The sequence below is a fragment of the Pseudomonas sp. PA27(2017) genome, from assembly GCF_001945445.1.
Classification (GTDB): domain Bacteria; phylum Pseudomonadota; class Gammaproteobacteria; order Pseudomonadales; family Pseudomonadaceae; genus Aquipseudomonas.
Map to the genome: position 1 here is coordinate 108,640 of NZ_MSXW01000058.1, position 18,271 is coordinate 126,910.

An 18,271-nucleotide genomic window follows, 5' to 3' on the forward strand; every position below is an offset into this window, starting at 1 on the left:
GTTGGTTGTCTCGATTGCGCGGCGACGAACAGCGTCTCAAGGATACTGCTGACGAGCATGAAGAACATTCACCACTTCCACAGCGTCAGCGGCTACTCGGTAAACCAGAATGTAGTTTGGATGAGCGATCAGCTCGCGTGTTCCGGGCACCCGACCAAAACGATACAGATAGGGATGCTCGGCCAACGGCAGCACAACCGACTCCAATCGCTCTTTTAGCTGCCTGGCAGCCTTGGAGTCTTCATTGGCGATGTAGCGAATGATCTGCAAAAGATCGTCCCTGGCAGTGGCGCGCCAGACGATCGGCAGCATCAATCCTTACTCCGCCGCCGTGCCTCTGCCTCGCTGATGACGGCCTCGACATCGGCCATCACCTGATCATGAGCAACCACAACGCGAGAGTCCGCGAGAGATTCCGCGACCTTGCGGCGAAACCAGCCGTCGTGGCTGTCCGCCAATTCCTGAGTCTCGAACTCCGACACGATGGGGGAACGCTGTACGCTCATGGTGCGGCCTCTGTTTTAGCGGGCGACAGGGCACTCATCCTACACTGTCTAGACGGCTTTGACCTCAATGATCTCGACGTCGAAGGTCAGCGTCTTGCCGGCCAGCGGGTGGTTGAAGTCGATGGTCACCTGGGCGTCGTCGAACTCCTTGACCACGCCTGGCAGCTCGGTATTGGCGGCGTCGTTGAAGATCACCAGCAGCCCTTCGGACAGCTCCATCTCCTGAAACTGCGAGCGCGGCATGACCTGCACGTTCTGCGGGTTGTGCTGGCCGAAGCCCTGCTCGGGCTCGACGGTCAGGCTGCGCTTGTCGCCGGCCTTGAAGCCGTAGAGCGCGGCCTCGAAACCCGGCAGCAGGTTGCCGTCGCCGACCTTGAAGGTGGCCGGCTGCTTGTCGAAGGTGCTGTCGACCACATCGCCGTTATCCAGCTTCAGCGCGAAATGCAGGGTGACCTGCCGATCCGGGCCGATACGTACATCAGTCACGTGCCACCTCTTCTTCAGGCTTCTTGCTCTTGAACATGTCCAGCGCCAGCAGGACGGCGCCTACGGTGATCGCGCTGTCGGCGATATTGAAGGCCGGGAAATACCAGCTGCTCTGCCAGTGCACCAGGATGAAATCGACCACGTGGCCGAAGATCACACGGTCCACCAGATTGCCCAGCGCGCCGCCGAGCACCAGGGCCAAGCCGACGGCCAGCCAGGTTTCATCGGCCTTGAGGCGCTTCATCCACACCACCAGAATCACGCTGACCACCACGGCGATCAGGGTGAACAGCCAGCGCTGCCAGCCGGAGGCACCGGCCAGGAAGCTGAAGGCCGCGCCAGTGTTGTAGGCCAGGGTCCAGTCCAGTACCTGGGGAATGACGGTGATGCGTTCGTACATCTGCAGGTTGTTGTCGAACCAGAACTTGGTGATCTGGTCGATCACGAACACCACGACACTGAGCCACACCCAGCCGAGTTTGCCGAAACGGGCGCTCATTGGTTCATCTCCGCGATGCGGGCCAGGGCGTTACGCATGGTGGCGCACCTCGCCCGAACCTTCGATGTTGCTGATGCAACGGCCGCACAGCTCCGGATGCTCGGCGTGAGTGCCGACATCGGCGCGCAGGTGCCAGCAACGGCCGCACTTGGCGTGGGCAGACTTGACGATCTTCAGCTTCAACCCTTCGACCTCGGTGACCACGGCATCGGCCGGAGCATCGCTCAGCGGCGCGGTGGCGGCGGCGGAAGTGATCAGCGCAAAGCGCAGTTCGTCGCCGAGCTTGGCCAGGTCATCACGCAGGGCGTCGTCACCGAACAGGGTGACTTCGGCCTGAAGGCTGGCACCGATGGCCTTGCTCGCGCGCATATTTTCCAGCTCCTTGTTGACCGCGCCCTTGACCGCCATGACGCGCTCCCAATAGGCGTTGTCCAGTTCGAAGCCTTCCGGCAGGCGTGCCAGGCTCTCGTACCAGGTGGCCAGCATCACCGACTCAGCGCGCTCGCCCGGCAGGAACTGCCAGATTTCCTCGGCGGTGAACGACAGGATCGGGGCGACCCAGCGCACCAGCGCTTCGCAGATGTGGAACAGCGCGCTCTGGCAGGAACGGCGGGCAACGCTGTCCGGCGCGGTGGTGTACTGACGGTCCTTGATGATGTCCAGGTAGAAGCCACCCAGCTCCTGCACGCAGAAGTTGTGGACCTTGGAATACACGTTCCAGAAACGGTACTCGCCGTAGGCGTCGGTCAGCTCGTCCTGCAGACGCGCGGTGGCGTCGACGGCCCAGCGGTCGAGATCGAGCATCTGCTCGGCCGGCAGCAGGTCGGTGGCGGGATTGAAGCCATTGAGGTTGGCCAGCATGAAGCGCGCGGTGTTGCGGATGCGCCGGTAGGCATCGGCGCTGCGCTGCAGAATCTGGTCGGAAACCGCCATCTCGCCGGAGTAGTCGGTGGAGGCGACCCACAGGCGCAGGATGTCGGCGCCCATGCTGTCGATCACCTTTTGCGGCGCGACCACGTTGCCGAGGGATTTGGACTGCTTGCGCCCCTGCTCGTCGACGGTGAAACCGTGGGTCAGCAGTTCCTTGTACGGCGCGTGGCCGTCGATGGCGCAGCCGGTCAGCAGGGACGAGTGGAACCAGCCACGGTGCTGGTCGGAGCCTTCCAGGTACAGATCGGCAACCGGGCCGCTGCTGTGCGCCAGATCGGCGTGAGAGCCGCGCAGCACGTGCCAGTGGGTGGTGCCGGAGTCGAACCACACGTCCAGGGTGTCGCGGCTCTTGTCGTACTGGTCGGCTTCGGCACCCAGCAGCTCGGCGGCATCCAGCTTGAACCAGGCTTCGATGCCTTGCTGCTCGACGCGCTTGGCGACTTCTTCCATCAGTTCGACGGTACGCGGGTGCAGCTCGCCGCTCTCCTTGTGGGTGAAGAACGGGATCGGCACGCCCCAGTTGCGCTGACGCGAGATGCACCAGTCCGGGCGCCCGGCGATCATGCTGTGCAGGCGCGCCTGGCCCCAGGCCGGAACGAACTTGGTGTCTTCGATGGCCGCCAGGGAGCGCTCACGCAGGGTGCCGCCCTCCTTCGGCTTGCTGTCCATGCCGACGAACCACTGCGCGGTGGCGCGGTAGATCAGCGGCGTCTTGTGCCGCCAGCAGTGCATGTAGCTGTGGCTGATGGTGGCGTGCTTGAGCAGCGCGCCCACCTCTTCGAGCTTGGCGACGATCGCCGGCGTGGCTTTCCAGATGAACTGGCCGCCAAAGAATGGCAGCGAGTCGACGTACACACCGTTGCTCTGCACCGGATTGAGAATTTCGTCGTTGCTCATGCCGTAGCGCTTGCAGCTCTGGAAGTCGTCCTCGCCGTAGGCCGGCGCGGAGTGGACGATACCGGTACCGGCGCCCAGCTCGACGTACTCGGCCAGGTACAGCGGCGACAGGCGGTCATAGAACGGGTGACGGAAATTGATCAGTTCCAGCGCCGAGCCTTCCGCGGTGGCGACCACCTGGCCTTCGAGGCCGAAGCGCTGCAGGCAGCTCTCGACCATTTCCTCGGCCAGCAGCAGCAGGCGGTCGCCCACGTCCACCAGCGCGTAGGTGAATTCCGGGTGCACGTTCAGCGCCTGGTTGGCCGGGATGGTCCACGGCGTGGTGGTCCAGATGACGATGGCGGTCGGCTTGCTCAGGCTGGCCAGACCGAAGGCGGCGGCCAGCTTGTCGGCATCCTCGACCGGGAAGGCCACGTCGATGGCTTCGGATTTCTTGTCCTGATACTCGACCTCGGCCTCGGCCAGGGCCGAGCCACAGTCGAAGCAGAAGTTGACTGGCTTGAGGCCTTTGAACACGAAACCGTTCTTGACCATTTCCGCCAGGGCGCGGATCTCGCCGGCCTCGTTGGCGAAGTTCATCGTCAGGTACGGGTTGTTCCAGTCACCCAGCACACCGAGGCGAATGAAGTTGGCCTTCTGCTCCTCGACCTGCTCGGCCGCGTAAGTGCGGCAACGCTCGCGGGTCAGGTCGGCCGGCTGGTTCTTGCCAAAAGTGGTCTCGACCTTGTGCTCGATCGGCAAGCCGTGGCAATCCCAACCCGGCACGTACGGCGCGTCATAGCCGGCCAGGGTCTTGGAGCGGGTGATGATGTCCTTGAGGATCTTGTTCAGCGCGTGACCGATATGAATGCTGCCGTTGGCATAGGGCGGGCCGTCGTGCAGCACGAATTTCGGGCGGCCTTCACCGGCCTTGCGCAGCTTTTCGTACAGACCAATATCAATCCAGCGCTGCAGGGTCTGCGGCTCGCGTTGCGGCAGGCCAGCCTTCATCGGGAAGGGAGTATCGGGCAGGTTCAGCGTGGCTTTGTAATCGGTCATGTCGGGCTCTTCATCAGCGGTTGGCGCTGCCAATGGTCGCGGGCAGCGGCAATGTCGGCCGCAATGGCCGTCTTCAATGCCTCGAGCGAGGCGAAACGCTGCTCATCGCGCAGCTTGTGGTGGAAAGCCACCGTCAAACGCCGGCCATACAGGTCACCGGCAAAATCCAGCAGGTGCACCTCGAGGTGGGCGCTCCCGTCACCGGCCACGCTGGGGCGCACGCCGATATTGGCGACGCCCGGCCATGGCTGGCCGTCTATCTCGACGCTGACCAGATACACCCCGGTCAGCGGTACACGTTTGCGCTTGAGCTGCACGTTGGCGGTCGGCGCATTGAGCTGGCGGCCCAGCTTCTGCCCATGCAGCACCCGCCCGACGATGCGAAAGGGCCGGCCGAGCATGCGTTCGGCGACGGTGAAGTCGCCGCTGGCCAGGGCCTCGCGCACTCGCGTGCTGCTCACCCGCTGCCCGTCGATCACCACGGTCTTGGCCGCTTCGACACTGAAGCCTTCACGCTGCGCGGCCTCGGCCAGAAAGGCGAAGTCACCGGCGCGGTCGCAGCCGAAGCGGAAATCATCGCCCACTTCCAGATGCAGCACGCCGAGCCCGTCGACCAGCACGCGCTGCACGAATTCGGCGGCGCTCAATTCACGCAAACGCGGGTTGAAGGTCAGGCACAGCACCCGGTCGACGCCTTCGGCAGCCAGCAGGGCGAGCTTGTCACGCAGGCGGCTCAGACGTGCCGGCGCGCCTTCGGGGTCGAAGTATTCACGCGGCTGCGGCTCGAACAGCACCACGCAGCTCGGCACGCCCAGCTCTGCCGCGCGCTCACGCAAACGGGCCAGAATCGCCTGGTGGCCACGGTGAACGCCGTCGAAATTACCGATGGTGGCGACACAGCCCCGATGCTGGGGCCGCAGATTATGAAGGCCTTGAACCAGCTGCATAACGCGCTTCTTGCTCACAAAGTGGCCAATTATACGCACAGCGGCTGGCGCCGGGTAGCGGATACGGCGCTCCGTTACCGGCACTGCTCATCGACACGGCGGCGGTTCAGGCCACCGAGCGCCGAGAGAAGTCGCGCAGGCGGAAACCGAGGATGCCCAGCACCGCGAAATAGCTCAGCGCACCAGCGGCCACCAGCGCCCCCAGGCGCAGCAGACGCGCCAACATGTTGCCGTCGCTCCACGCCGGCATCAGCCAGAGCATGCCGACCAGCACCACGACCATCACCAGCAGCGCCGCCAGCAGCTTGCTGGCGAACATCCCCCAGCCCGGTTGCGGCTGGTAGAAACCGCGGGCGCGCAGCTTCCAGAACAGCAGCCCGGCGTTCAGGCAGGCAGCCAGGCCGATGGCCAGGGCCAAGCCGGCATGGGCCAGGGGAATGACGAAGATGAACAGCACGTTCATCACCTGAGTCATCAGCAGGGTGAACATGGCGATGCGCACTGGCGTGCGAATGTCCTGGCGCGCATAGAAGGCCGGCGCCAGCACCTTCACCAGTAGCATTCCCAACAGCCCCAGCGAATAGGCCAGCAAGGCGCGCTGAGTCATGTCGGCGTCGTTGGCGGTGAAGTTGCCGTACTGGAACAGCGACACCACCAGCGGCTCGGCCAGCAGCGCCAGGGCCAGGGCGCAGGGCAGCGCCAGCAGGATGCACAGGCGCAGCCCCCAGTCGAGCAGCTTCGAGTAGGCGGCCGGATCCTCGGCGGCGTGGGTCTTGGCCAGCGATGGCAGCAGGATGGTGCCCAAGGCGACGCCCAGAACCCCGGACGGCAGTTCCATCAGGCGGTCGGCGTAGTACATCCACGACACGGAGCCTGCGACCAGAAAGGAGGCGAAGATGGTGTTGATGATCAGCGAGATCTGCGCCACCGACACACCGAGGATCGCTGGGCCCATCTGCCGCAGCACACGCCATACGCCGCTGTCGCGCAGGTTCAGACGCGGCAGCACCAGGAGGCCGATCTTGCGCAGGTGCGGCAATTGATAGAGCAGCTGCAACAGGCCGCCGACCAGCACCGCCCAGCCCATGGCCATGATCGGTGGGTCGAAATACGGGGTCAGGAACAGCGCGAAGACGATCATGCTGACGTTGAGCAGGGTCGGCACGAAAGCCGGTACCGCGAAGCGGTTCCAGGTATTGAGCAGCGCGCTGGCGAAGGACGACAGGGAGATCAGCAGAATATAAGGGAAGGTCACCCGTAGCAGATCGCTGGTCAGTTCGAAGCGCTCGGGGTTGTCGCTGAAGCCGGGGGCCGAGGCCCAGACGATCCAGGGCGCAGCCAGCACACCGAGCAGGGTCACCAGCGCCAGGATCAGCGTCAGTTGACCGGCCACGTAGGCAACGAAGGTACGCGTCGCCTCCTCGCCCTTCTGCGTCTTGTATTCCGCCAGGATCGGTACGAAGGCCTGTGAGAACGCTCCCTCGGCGAAGATGCGGCGCAGCAGGTTGGGCAGCTTGAAGGCCACCACGAAGGCATCCGAGGCGATACCCGCACCGAAGATCCGGGCCATGATGGTGTCGCGCACGAAACCCAGAACCCGCGACAACATGGTGATGGAACTGACCGCGGCCAGCGACTTGAGAAGATTCATTCGGCAGGGATGCTCAATCGGCGTTTACTGGATCGATTTCGGCGCGCGCGTCACGCGCCAGCAACAGACCGCGCCGACCCGCGAAGGTGCGACGGCGCCGGTGCGGCCGGGAGTGTAGAATCGCCGGCGCGATAAAGCATCCTTCGTGTTATCCGCCCCGCGACGACTGACGCAGTATCGACCTTGACAAGTGCCGCGCTCGCCTTCATGATTCGCGGCCTTATTTGTCAGTAACCCCATAGTTTTCGAGGAGCTTGACGGTGGCCAATACACCTTCTGCCAAAAAACGCGCAAAACAGGCTGAGAAGCGTCGTAGCCATAACGCCAGCCTGCGCTCCATGGTTCGTACCTACATCAAGAACGTAGTCAAGGCTATCGACGCCAAAGACCACGAGAAAGCACAAGCTGCTTACACCCTGGCTGTGCCTGTTATCGACCGTATGGCCGACAAGGGCATCATCCACAAGAACAAGGCCGCTCGTCACAAGAGCCGCCTGAACGGCCACGTCAAGGCACTCAACCAAGCTGCTGCCTAAGCGTACCGCTTCATGAAAAACCGGCCTCAGGGCCGGTTTTTTATTGCTCAGAGAAAAGTGCCACCTTTTGCTCCATGCCCTTCTCCACGCAAGTACTGAGCCCCCATCTGACAATCCGCCCCGCCCGCGCCAGAACATTTGAAGACCTCAAAAGCAACAGCAAGGCCCCACAGAGGCAGCAGAGGCAATATCAAACCAGCGGAGCCGCCAACAAAAACGCGTTCCGAATTGCCCAGGCACAGCGAAGCGACCCTACTGACGAACCTAGCGGCCAGCGCCTCAGTTACCCTGCGGCCAGGGCAGGATCGGGATTGCCGTCACCGCATTCTGCGGGCTGCCCTCGATGATGCGGTCGCTGTAGACGAGATAAACCAGGGTGTTGCGCTTCTGATCGAAGAAACGCACGACCTGCATGGTCTTGAACACCAGCGAGGTGCGCTCACGGAACACCTCCTCGCCATCCTTCAGGTCACCGGCAAAGCTGATCGGCCCGACCTGGCGGCAGGCGATCGAGGCTTCGGCGCGGTCTTCGGCCAGGCCGAGGCCGCCCTTCACGCCACCGGTCTTGGCCCGCGACAGGTAGCAGGTCACGCCTGCCACCTTGGGATCGTCGAAGGCCTCGACGACGATCTTGTCGTTCGGCCCCAGCCACTTGAATACCGTGGAGACCTGACCGATTTCCTCGGCCAGGGCACCCATCGGCACAGCCATCAACGCCGCAGCAACCAGCAGAAGCTTACGCATCGCCACCTCCCAAAGGGCTCACTAGACCAGAATCAGATTATCGCGGTGCACCAGCTCCGGCTCGTCGACGTAGCCGAGCAGGCGCTCGATCTCGTCCGACGGACGACCGATGATCTTCTGTGCCTCCAGAGCACTGTAGTTGACCAGACCCCGGGCCACTTCCCGACCATCCGGCGCCACGCAGACCACCATTTCGCCGCGACGGAAGCTGCCTTGCACGGCCTTGACGCCGACCGGTAGCAGGCTCTTGCGGTCGGAGACCAACGCCTTGACCGCACCATCGTCCAGCACCAGAGTGCCGCGGGTCTGCAGGTGGCCGGCCAGCCATTGCTTGCGCGCCGCCAGCATGCCGCGCTCGGGCACCAGCAGGGTGCCGAGCAGTTCACCCGCCTTGAGGCGCGCCAGAACCTGATCGATGGCGCCGCCGACGATCACCGTGTGCGCACCAGAGCGGGCCGCCAGGCGCGCCGCGCGCAGCTTGGTCTGCATACCACCGCGACCCAGTGCGCCGCCCACGCCACCCGCCACCGCATCCAGGGCCGGGTCGTCAGCGCGTGCTTCATGGATCAACTGAGCATCGGGATTGTTGCGCGGGTCGGCATCGAACATGCCGTCACGATCGGTGAGAATCACCAGCAGATCGGCCTCGACCAGATTAGCCACCAGCGCGGCCAGGGTATCGTTGTCACCGAAACGGATACCGTCGGTCACCACGGTGTCGTTCTCGTTGATCACCGGCACCACGTCGAGCTCGACCAGGGTGCGCAGGGTGCTGCGCGCATTGAGGTAGCGCTTGCGGTCGGACAGGTCATCGTGGGTCAGCAGGATCTGCGCAGTGCGTCGACCATGCTCGCCGAAGCTCGACTCCCAGGCCTGCACCAGGCCCATCTGGCCGATCGCCGCGGCAGCCTGCAGCTCGTGGATGGCGCTCGGGCGTGCCGTCCAGCCAAGACGACTCATCCCCGCCGCCACCGCGCCGGACGATACCAGCACCAGCTCCACGCCCTGCGCTCGCAGCGCCACCATCTGCTCGACCCACACCGCCATGGCGCCGCGATCCAGCCCCTTGCCATCGGCGGTCAGCAAGGCACTGCCGATCTTCACTACCCAGCGCTGCGCACCACTTACCTTGTCACGCATGTTTTCCAACCCCAGCCAGAAGCACATTTTCGCAAGCCATCACCGGTAGCAACGGCCAAAACCTACAAAAACGCCGCTAAAAAGCGGCGTCTGTCGTCCTATCAATCCCGGACGTAAATGATCTCCGGGCCGTCCTCTTCGTCTTCCTCGTCCCAGAAGCTGTCGTCCTCGTCGACGTCGCCCACGGCCCGCACGCCGGAGCGGCGCAGCGCACGCTTGTCGTCCAGCGCCTGCAACTGAGCACGCGCTTCATCTTCGATGCGCTGGTCGAGCTCGGCAAGCTCGGCGGCGTACTCGGGATTCTCCTGGATGCGCTCGGCGCGCGCTTCGAGGAAATCCATGATGTCGTAGCACAGCTGCTCGGTGCCTTCGCGCGCCAGGGCGGAGACTACGTAGACAGGGCCTTCCCACTCGAGGCGAGCGACGATCTCGGCAACGCGCTGCTCCTTCTCCTCATCGAGGATCTGGTCGGCCTTGTTGAGCACCAGCCAGCGCTCACGATCGGCCAGCGCCGGACTGAACTTGGTCAACTCGGCGACGATGGTGGCCGCGGCCTCGGCCGGATCGGTCAGATCCAGCGGCGCCATGTCGACGAGGTGCAGCAGCAAACGCGTACGCGCCAGGTGCTTGAGGAAGCGAATACCCAGCCCGGCACCCTCGGAGGCACCCTCGATCAAACCGGGAATGTCGGCGACCACGAAACTCTTGTAGCGGTCGACACTGACCACCCCCAGGTTCGGCACCAGCGTGGTGAACGGGTAATCGGCGACCTTCGGCTTGGCCGCCGACACCGAGCGAATGAAGGTGCTCTTGCCCGCGTTCGGCAAACCGAGCAGACCGACGTCCGCCAATACCTTCAATTCCAGCTTGAGGTCACGCGCCTCACCCGGCTTGCCAGGCGTAGTCTGGCGCGGCGCACGGTTGGTGCTGGACTTGAAACGGGTATTGCCCAGGCCATGCCAGCCACCCTGGGCCACCATCAGGCGCTGCCCGGCCTTAGTCAGGTCGCCGATCACTTCCTGGGTACCGGCATCGATGACCGTGGTGCCGATCGGCACCGGCAGGATCAGGTCTTCGCCCTTGGCACCGGTGCAGTCGGTGCTGCCACCCTTTTCACCATTGGGCGCCTGGAAACGGCGGGTATAGCGGTAATCCACCAGGGTATTGAGGTTGGCCATGGCCTCGATGTAGATCGAGCCACCGTCACCACCATCACCACCGTTGGGGCCGCCGTTCTCGATGAACTTCTCGCGACGGAAGCTCATCATGCCATTGCCACCATCGCCGGCCTTTACAGAAATCGATACTTCATCGACGAATTTCATGGGTACACCTCCCGCCATAATCGCGGGTCACTGAAACAGGAAACACCGGGTGCTTGCGAAATTGCCCTGAAACCACCCGCGTCAACCCAGGACAGTTTGGCAAGAACCCACACGATGCGCGCGCGGCGCCCGAATCGGACGAAGCCGAGCGCAACAGGATACAGAAACAAAAAAGCCCCGTCGCAGGACGGGGCTTTTCCAGCAACTTCGCGATTAGGCCGCGACGACGCTTACGTAACGGCGACCGAAGGCACCTTTTACTTCAAACTTGATCACGCCTTCGATCTTGGCGAACAGGGTGTGATCCTTGCCCATGCCAACGCCGTAACCAGCGTGGAACTGGGTGCCGCGCTGACGCACGATGATGTTGCCAGGAACGATTTTCTGGCCGCCATACATCTTCACGCCAAGGCGTTTGGCTTCTGAGTCGCGACCGTTGCGGGTACTACCGCCAGCTTTTTTGTGTGCCATGAGTTCAATACTCCTATAAAGGGTTCAAGCGAAATGAATCAGGCCTGAATACCGGTGATTTTGATCTCAGTGAACCACTGACGGTGGCCCTGACGCTTCATGTGGTGCTTACGACGACGGAACTTGATGATGGTGACTTTATCGTGACGACCTTGCGAAACGACTTCAGCCAATACCTTGGCGCCTTCGACGACAGGAGCGCCGATGGTGACGTCATCACCGTTGCCAACCAGCAACACGCGGTCGAAAGTCAGTGCTTCGCCAGCGGCCAGCTCCAGTTTCTCGACCTTGAGGAATTCGCCTTCGGTGACTTTGTATTGCTTGCCACCAGTAACAATTACTGCGTACATGGTAAATCTCCGTTGATCCTGCTCACCCAGCGCTTTATAGGAATAGTGTCGGCTGGCATGGCTGCTCGGGGCCGGATGGACACCCTTGCAATTGCGTAAGGCAGGGAAATACCCAGGGGGAAGTTCAGGGTGCGCGATTGTACGCAAGCCACCGGGACAGCGCAAGCGCCGCCTGCCATCGCCTTGACAGCCCCCACCCTGCCCCCTAGCATGCCGCGCAAACTATGGCCTATTAAAGCCGATAGTGCCGGTCCAAGGAGCTTATGTCGCTGATGCAACCCCAGACTTTCTACAGTGTGGTAGCGGATGATTTCGCCGCTGTTGACGGCATTATCCGTCAGCAAGTGGTATCCCGCGTCCCGCTGGTCGAGAAGATCGGCGACTACATCATCTCCGCTGGCGGCAAGCGCCTGCGCCCATTGCTGGTGCTGCTCAGTGGCAAGGCCCTGGGCCTGAACGACGAGCGTCTGCGCCTGCTGGCCGCCACCATCGAATTCCTGCACACCGCCACCCTGCTACACGACGACGTGGTCGACATGTCCGACATGCGCCGTGGCCGCAGCACCGCCAACGCACAGTGGGGCAACGCGCCCAGCGTGCTGGTCGGCGACTTCCTCTATTCGCGCTCGTTCGAGATGATGGTCGAGCTCGGTTCGATGCCGGTAATGAAGATCCTTTCCAAGGCCACCCGGGTGATTGCCGAGGGCGAGGTGCTGCAGCTGTCGAAGATCCGCGACGCCAGCACCACGGAAGAAACTTACATGGAAGTCATCCGCGGCAAGACCGCCATGCTCTTCGAGGCGTCGACACAGAGCGCCGCCGCCCTGGCCGAAGCGAGCGCCGAGCAGAACGAGGCGCTGCGCCTGTTCGGTGACCATCTTGGTGTTGCCTTCCAACTGGTCGATGACCTGCTCGACTACAAGGGTGATGCCGCCACGCTGGGCAAGAACGTCGGCGACGACCTGGCCGAGGGCAAGCCGACCCTGCCGCTGATCTACACCATGCGTGAAGGCAGCGCCGAGCAAGCCGCTCTGGTACGCAAGGCAATTCAGAAAGGTGGCCTGGAAGACCTGGAAAGCATCCGCGAAGCCGTGCAGGCCGCAGGCGCCCTGGATTACACCGCCAACCTGGCACGCGAATACGCTGAACGCGCCATTGCCTGCCTGGAGGTGCTGCCTGCCAGCGCCTACCGCGACGCCCTGGTCGAGCTGAGCCACTTCGCCGTGGCGCGCACGCACTGATTCAGCGGAAACCGCATGACCCGAAGCCCGTCCCTGCGACGGGCTTTTTCATGCTCGTCATCTTCCAAACCAGGCGTAACGGCAACCGTTCGACGAAAGGCGCGATTAACACTTGCTATTAACGTAATAAGAATTATTCTCATATCTACCAATCATTCAGGGAGATGCGAGCATGACTTATCTAATAGACGCCTGGCTGGACCGCCCTCATCCCTACCTGCGCATCCTGCACCGCGAGACCGGCGAGGTCTGCGCCGTACTCGAAGAAGAGGCGCTGGATGAATTGCGTAAGCAGGGTGACCTGGATCTGCACGAACTGAGCTCGAGCGAGCCGCTGATCCTCAAGGAACTGGTGCGCAGCCTGTTCCTGTATTGCTATGCCCGGGCCTTGCGCCCGTGACACTTATCCGAAGGCTCGCGAGCTAGAGCCCTGCAAGGCCTAGGCGGCCCCGCAAAAATAGGCGAAGAAGCGGTCGGGGTCGCAACCGACTGTACTTTCGTACATGAGCATTACTCGCTCTGCTCGCCCTTCGGGCCGCGCTGAAGCGCGTTAGCCGCAAGCGGCTTTCCTCATCTATTTTTAACGCCGCAGGGCCGACGCGCAGCAGCCTTCGCAGGTGCTTACAGGATGTCGAGCAGCTCGACATCGAACACCAGCACGCTGTGCGGCGGGATGCTGCCAACGCCCTGGGCGCCATAGGCCAGCTCGCTCGGCACGTACAGGCGCCATTTGCTGCCGGTACCCATCAGTTGCAGGGCCTCGGTCCAACCGGCGATCACGCCACCTACCGGGAATTCGGCCGGCTGGCCGCGCTCGTAGGAGCTGTCGAACACGCTGCCGTCGATCAGGGTGCCGTGGTAGTGAGTACGCACACTGTCGTCGCGCGATGGCTTGGCGCCCTCGCCCGCGGTCAGCACTTCGTACTGCAGGCCTGAAGCCAGCACGGTGACGCCGTCACGCTTGGCGTTCTCGGCCAGGAAGGCCAGGCCCGCACCGGCAGCCGCGTCGGCCTTGGCCTTGGCTTCGGCCTGCATGACATCGCGGATGACCTTGAAACTGGCCGACAGCTCGGCTTCGCTGACGCGACTCTGCTGGCCGGCGAACGCATCGGCCAGGCCAGCCAGAACGGAATCCAGGCTCACGCCCGGTGGCGGGTTGTCACGCAGCTGGCCACCCAGTTGACGGCCAATGCCGTAGCTGACGCGTGCTTCGTCAGTGGAAAGATCGAGTTCGGACATGTCGCCGCTCCGCTAGCAGGAAAAAAGGCCGGCTAGCCTATCACGGTTCCAGTCGCCGCCCGTGCCTTACCAGCGGCTGCGCAGGCCGACCGGTACACGCAGGGCGTCGCGGGTGCCGCTCGGCAAGCCGCACATCTCGTCGTAGGCCGAGGCATGCACCAGAAACAGCGGCACGTCCGGCAGCTCCTCGAGCAGGTCGCGAGCATGTTCCACCGAGCGCAGGTGCAGGTTGCGCCCCGCGTCGTCGCGCAGGTAGGCGCGCTGCTCGGCGCCGAGAATCTGCAACAGGTAGATGCCGCCTTCCAGGGAAATCAGTTCGAGCTCGCTAACCGCACCATCGCGAGCCGCTCGCAGCAATTCGGGCAGGGTCATGGCATGTCCTCGCAGGCAAGAGGCACCACTATACGATTGTCGCCGCGCAGATAACAAAACGCCCGGCGCTTTTCAGGGAAGGCCGGGCGTTGGGCAGGCAACGGGATCAGTGCTTGGTCAGCTTGTCCAGGTAACCCATGGCGAAAGCCGAGATCACGAAGGTCATGTGGATGATCACGTACCACTTCAGGTGCTCGGGATCATGGTTACGGGCATCCATGAACACCCGCAGCAGGTGGATCGAGGAAATCGCCACGATGGAAGCCGCTACCTTCATCTTCAGCGAGCTGGAATCCATCTTGCCGAGCCAGGCGAGCTTTTCCTTGTTGTCGTCGATATCCAGCTGCGAAACGAAGTTCTCGTAACCGGACATCATCACCATCACCAGCAGGCCACCGACCAGCGCCATGTCGACCAACGACAGCAGCACCAGGATCAGGTCCGCCTCGGCCATGGAGAAAATATTGGGCAGGATGTGGAAGATTTCCTGGAAGAACTTCAGGGCCAGCGCCAGCAGGCCCAGCGACAGACCGAAATAGATGGGGGCCAGCAGCCAGCGCGATGCGTACATCGCGTTCTCGATAAAGCGTTCCATGGACTCTCACAAGTAATGAACAGGCGAGCGAGTATACCCAGCGTCCGACCGCAGGCAAGCAGGCGGGTTCGCCGACGACAGCGCTTAAGCATGCTGAATGCGGTAGCTGGGCGACTGTGGATAAGATCTGCGGCCCGGCGTCGCAGGCTGACCGATGGGTCGCGCCGCGAACGCGTCGAAACGGCCCGCTCAACTATCGGGCAGCGACAGGGATACGCCGCGAGAAGCGCTGCGCGCGTTGTTCAAGCGGCGTAATTGCGCTTGGGCATGCAGGCGCCAGATCATGGGCTCGTGGCAGGTGCAGTAACCCTGGCCGGCCAGGCTTTCGGCGATGTCGTCGATCAGTTGTTCGACCACCAGAGGCCCGTGGAATGGGCCTTGCGCCTTGACGGTGGAGGGTTGCCGGGCAGACAGGCCGGCAACGCAGATCAGCGTCCAAAGTCCTTGCTCCCCCGCCAGGGGCAGCACCGTGCATTCGATGCGCGTGATCACACCGAGACAATCACGGGTCAGGCAGAGGCTACGCGACATGGCGGCGATCCTCGCAGAGACAGACCTGCAGCCTACACCCGAAGCGCCTGCCGGCAAAGGCAGGTTTATACACAGAAGCTGTGGATAACCTTGTGCATGACAGGTGCGCAAGCACCTGCATGCTGCCGGCCAAAGGGCAGCAGGCGAGCCGATCAGCGATTGATCAGCTCGCCAACCACCCTATTCCGCCGCAGGCTTTTTCGCCCGCGGCTTCTTGGGCTTTTCCGGCAGCGCCGCGGTGAGCGCTTCCTTGGCCTGTTCGGGCTTTTCTTCCTCGCCCATGCCGATCTCGGCAATCTCGCGCAGGCGCTCGACCACGCGCGCGTTCACGCTGCCCTTGGGGAAGTGGCCCTTGTCGTCTGGCGTGCCGGCATCCTCACCGACCAGCAGGCTCAGCGCCTCATCCACATGGCGCACGGCATAGATATGGAACTGCCCGGCGCGCACGGCCTGCAGCACACGCTCGTCGAGCATCAGGGTGGACACGTTGGAGTGCGGGATGATCGCCCCCTGCTCGCCGGTCAGCCCGCGGGCTTCGCAGAGGCGGAAGAAGCCTTCGATCTTCTCGTTGACGCCACCGACCGCCTGCACCTCACCGAACTGATTGATCGACCCGGTGATGGCGAAGCACTGCTTGAGCGGCGTACGCGACAACGCCGAGATCAGCGTACAGACCTCGCCGAGCGAGGCGCTGTCGCCATCGACGTAGCCGTAGGATTGCTCCAGGGCAATGCTCGCCGAGATTTCCAGGGGGAATTCCTGGGCGTAGCGGCTGCCGAGAAAACCGGTAAGGATCATCACGCCCTTGGAGTGGATCGGCTGGCCGAGGTTGACTTCGCGCTCGATGTCGACGATGCCCGAGCCGCCCGGATAAACGGTAGCGGAGATGCGCGCCGGCACGCCGAACGCCGAGTCGCCCACTTCCAGCACGGTCAGGCCGTTGCACTTGCCGATGGCCGCGCCGACGGTGTCGATGAGGATGATGCCGGCGAGCATGTCGTCGATGATCCGCGCCGAGACGCGCCCGGTGCGAGTGGCCTTGGCCTTGAGCGCACGCTCGATGTGATCGGCGTCGGTCACCGCCTCGCCGGCCAGGTTGCGGATGAAGTCCGCCTCGCTGACCAGCTGGAACAGGTCGCCGATGCGTGCCGACAGCCGCCCCTGGTGTTCGGCCAGGCGCGCACTGTAGGTGGCCAGACGCGCGACCGCGGCAGCGGTGAGCGGTGCCATGCCTTCCTCGGTGGTGCGGGTTTTCATCAGTTGGGCGAACTGCTCCAGACTGTCGTCGGCCAGCGGGATGTCTTCGTCGAAGTCGACCAGCACCCGGAACATCTCCTGGAAGTCCGGATCGGCGTCCTGCAACGCGTAATACAGCTGGCGCGAACCGATGATCACCACCTTGAGTTGCAGTGGCACGGTTTCCGGGTTCAGGGTCACGGTGGCGATGCGGCCCAGGTCGGCCAGAGGCGACTCCATCTTCAGCTTGCGCGACTGCAGGGCGCGCTTGAGCGCCTCCCAGACGAACGGCTCGCTGAGGAATTTCTCCGCCTCGAGGATCAGGAAACCGCCGTTGGCGCGATGCAGCGCACCGGGGCGCAGTTGGCGATAACTGGTATAGAGCGCGCCCTGGTCGGTGTTGTACTCGATGCGGCCGAACAGGTTGTCGTAGGTCGGGTGCGGCTCGAACACCACCGGCGCGCCACCATCGACATGGTGGCCGACGATCAGGCTCGGGCAGTACAGCTCTTCGAGCAGCTTACGGGTCTGGGCGTCGGGCTTTTCCACCTCGATCAGCAGGTCGATCACGCTTTTCAGCAGATCCACCTGCATGGCCTGCAGGTAGGCGCACACACCGGCGTTCTCGGCGTACTTCTCCGACAGCGGCGCCAGCAGCGGCTGCAGCGCGACGGTGATGGTTTCCTCGTTGAGCTGACGCAACTGGTTGCTGGACTCGCGCTTCCACTGCGGCAGGCTGGCCAGCTCCTCGTTGAGGCGCTCCTCCAGGGCGGCGATATCGGCGTGGAAGCGCTCGCGGTCGGCTTCCGGCAGCTGGGCGAACTCGGCCTCGTCCAGCGCCTTGCCGTCGAGCATCGGCGTGAAGGCGATGTTGGTACTGTCGCGGTACAGGGCGATGCCGCGCTCCAGGGACAGGCGCTCGATGACATCCAGAGCCTGGTCGTAGCGCTTGTTGAAGGCGCGGTCAATGGCGCTCTTTTTCTGCTGGAAGGACGGATGCTCGAATACCGCCGGGAAAGTCGCCAGCAGGTTGTCGATCAGCGCGTTGATGTCGGCGATGAACTCGCCCGCCGTGCCGGGCGCCAGCTCCACGGCTCGCGGCTCGCGGGGCTCGTCGAAGTGATTGACGTAGACCCGATCCGGTGGCGTGTCCAGGCGCTTGCCCTCGGCCTGCAGGTAACGTTTGACGAACGAGAAGCGGCCGGTGCCCGGCTCGCCCATGACGAACACGTTGTATCCGGGGCGCGGCATCGCCACGCCGAACTGCAGCGCCTGCACGGCGCGTTCCTGGCCGAGTACACCGCGAAAGGGCTCCAGGTCATCGGTGGTGGTGAAGGCGAACTGCGTGGGCGAGAAGGGACGGGTGAGTGCATCGGGCGCCAGGCGCAGGCCGGCTGCAACGGGATCGGGCATCGGGGATCCTTAAATACCTCGGAGAAGTGTCTGCATTCTCGCGCTGCCCACTTCCCGCTGGCAAGGCACCAATGCCGACTGGCGCAGAAAGCAAAACGCCCGCAACGGGTGCGGGCGCTTGGCG

At 63.4% G+C, this 18,271-nt stretch carries 20 protein-coding genes; 3 read left to right on the forward strand and 17 right to left on the reverse strand.

Annotation, left to right across the window (positions count from 1 at the left end; translation table 11 throughout):
- Positions 1–36 precede the first annotated feature (36 nt).
- The 7 genes from BVH06_RS20755 to murJ form a co-directional block, all read right to left on the reverse strand.
- Complete coding sequence (locus tag BVH06_RS20755) at positions 37–312, reverse strand: type II toxin-antitoxin system RelE/ParE family toxin (protein ID WP_075935344.1); 276 nt, start codon at positions 310–312, stop codon at positions 37–39.
- Positions 312–506, reverse strand: coding sequence for a stability determinant (locus BVH06_RS20760; protein WP_075931583.1), 195 nt, complete (start codon positions 504–506; stop codon positions 312–314). The genes BVH06_RS20755 and BVH06_RS20760 overlap by 1 nt, the downstream gene beginning before the upstream one ends.
- A gap of 48 nt (positions 507–554) precedes the next feature.
- Positions 555–992 carry an FKBP-type peptidyl-prolyl cis-trans isomerase gene (gene fkpB, locus BVH06_RS20765; RefSeq protein ID WP_075931582.1) on the reverse strand — a complete coding sequence of 146 codons (438 nt, stop codon included), beginning with the start codon at positions 990–992 and terminating at the stop codon, positions 555–557.
- Positions 985–1,491 (reverse strand): signal peptidase II, encoded by a 507-nt coding sequence (gene lspA, locus BVH06_RS20770; RefSeq protein WP_075931581.1) that lies wholly within the window; start codon positions 1,489–1,491, stop codon positions 985–987. Before lspA ends, fkpB begins: the two co-directional genes overlap by 8 nt.
- 30 nt (positions 1,492–1,521) lie before the next feature.
- Positions 1,522–4,356, reverse strand: coding sequence for an isoleucine--tRNA ligase (gene ileS, locus BVH06_RS20775; RefSeq protein ID WP_075935345.1), 2,835 nt, complete (start codon positions 4,354–4,356; stop codon positions 1,522–1,524).
- The gene (ribF, locus tag BVH06_RS20780; RefSeq protein WP_075935346.1) at positions 4,353–5,303 is read right to left on the reverse strand and encodes a bifunctional riboflavin kinase/FAD synthetase; all 951 of its coding nucleotides are present in this window, start codon (positions 5,301–5,303) and stop codon (positions 4,353–4,355) included. Before ribF ends, ileS begins: the two co-directional genes overlap by 4 nt.
- Before the next feature lie 106 nt (positions 5,304–5,409).
- A complete protein-coding gene (gene murJ, locus BVH06_RS20785; protein WP_075935347.1) occupies positions 5,410–6,954 on the reverse strand; it encodes a murein biosynthesis integral membrane protein MurJ in 1,545 nt (514 codons plus the stop codon).
- A gap of 260 nt (positions 6,955–7,214) precedes the next feature.
- Here murJ and rpsT point away from each other — a divergent pair, with 260 nt between their 5' ends.
- Positions 7,215–7,490, forward strand: coding sequence for a 30S ribosomal protein S20 (gene rpsT / locus BVH06_RS20790; protein WP_075935348.1), 276 nt, complete (start codon positions 7,215–7,217; stop codon positions 7,488–7,490).
- Positions 7,491–7,769: 279 nt separating this feature from the next.
- Here rpsT and BVH06_RS20795 read toward each other — a convergent pair whose 3' ends face one another.
- The 5 genes from BVH06_RS20795 to rplU all read right to left on the reverse strand — a co-directional run bounded on the left by BVH06_RS20795 (position 7,770) and on the right by rplU (position 11,520).
- On the reverse strand, positions 7,770–8,234 hold the full coding sequence (locus tag BVH06_RS20795) for a CreA family protein (protein WP_075931576.1): 465 nt from the start codon (positions 8,232–8,234) through the stop codon (positions 7,770–7,772).
- A 21-nt stretch (positions 8,235–8,255) separates the two neighbouring features.
- Positions 8,256–9,374 (reverse strand): glutamate 5-kinase, encoded by a 1,119-nt coding sequence (proB, locus tag BVH06_RS20800; protein ID WP_075935390.1) that lies wholly within the window; start codon positions 9,372–9,374, stop codon positions 8,256–8,258.
- Between the two features lie 101 nt (positions 9,375–9,475).
- Positions 9,476–10,699, reverse strand: coding sequence for an Obg family GTPase CgtA (cgtA, locus tag BVH06_RS20805; protein ID WP_075931575.1), 1,224 nt, complete (start codon positions 10,697–10,699; stop codon positions 9,476–9,478).
- A 213-nt stretch (positions 10,700–10,912) separates the two neighbouring features.
- On the reverse strand, positions 10,913–11,170 hold the full coding sequence (gene rpmA, locus BVH06_RS20810; protein ID WP_013789841.1) for a 50S ribosomal protein L27: 258 nt from the start codon (positions 11,168–11,170) through the stop codon (positions 10,913–10,915).
- A gap of 38 nt (positions 11,171–11,208) precedes the next feature.
- Positions 11,209–11,520 carry a 50S ribosomal protein L21 gene (gene rplU / locus BVH06_RS20815; protein ID WP_075935349.1) on the reverse strand — a complete coding sequence of 104 codons (312 nt, stop codon included), beginning with the start codon at positions 11,518–11,520 and terminating at the stop codon, positions 11,209–11,211.
- A 272-nt stretch (positions 11,521–11,792) separates the two neighbouring features.
- Here rplU and BVH06_RS20820 point away from each other — a divergent pair, with 272 nt between their 5' ends.
- Together BVH06_RS20820 and BVH06_RS20825 are read left to right on the forward strand one after the other, a co-directional pair.
- Positions 11,793–12,761 carry a polyprenyl synthetase family protein gene (locus tag BVH06_RS20820; RefSeq protein WP_075935391.1) on the forward strand — a complete coding sequence of 323 codons (969 nt, stop codon included), beginning with the start codon at positions 11,793–11,795 and terminating at the stop codon, positions 12,759–12,761.
- A gap of 172 nt (positions 12,762–12,933) precedes the next feature.
- Positions 12,934–13,161, forward strand: a complete 228-nt coding sequence (locus BVH06_RS20825) for a hypothetical protein (protein ID WP_070887188.1) — start codon at positions 12,934–12,936, stop codon at positions 13,159–13,161.
- 221 nt (positions 13,162–13,382) lie between these two features.
- Here BVH06_RS20825 and BVH06_RS20830 read toward each other — a convergent pair whose 3' ends face one another.
- The 5 genes from BVH06_RS20830 to BVH06_RS20850 all read right to left on the reverse strand — a co-directional run bounded on the left by BVH06_RS20830 (position 13,383) and on the right by BVH06_RS20850 (position 18,147).
- Complete coding sequence (locus BVH06_RS20830) at positions 13,383–14,000, reverse strand: FKBP-type peptidyl-prolyl cis-trans isomerase (RefSeq protein ID WP_075931574.1); 618 nt, start codon at positions 13,998–14,000, stop codon at positions 13,383–13,385.
- A 66-nt stretch (positions 14,001–14,066) separates the two neighbouring features.
- A complete protein-coding gene (locus BVH06_RS20835; RefSeq protein WP_075931573.1) occupies positions 14,067–14,372 on the reverse strand; it encodes a DUF6482 family protein in 306 nt (101 codons plus the stop codon).
- A gap of 106 nt (positions 14,373–14,478) precedes the next feature.
- Entirely contained in the window at positions 14,479–14,967 is a 489-nt protein-coding gene (locus tag BVH06_RS20840; protein ID WP_075931572.1) for a TIGR00645 family protein, read from the reverse strand.
- Positions 14,968–15,156: 189 nt separating this feature from the next.
- Positions 15,157–15,498 (reverse strand): hypothetical protein, encoded by a 342-nt coding sequence (locus BVH06_RS20845; RefSeq protein ID WP_075935350.1) that lies wholly within the window; start codon positions 15,496–15,498, stop codon positions 15,157–15,159.
- A 180-nt stretch (positions 15,499–15,678) separates the two neighbouring features.
- On the reverse strand, positions 15,679–18,147 hold the full coding sequence (locus BVH06_RS20850; protein WP_075935351.1) for a Lon protease family protein: 2,469 nt from the start codon (positions 18,145–18,147) through the stop codon (positions 15,679–15,681).
- Positions 18,148–18,271: the final 124 nt, after the last annotated feature.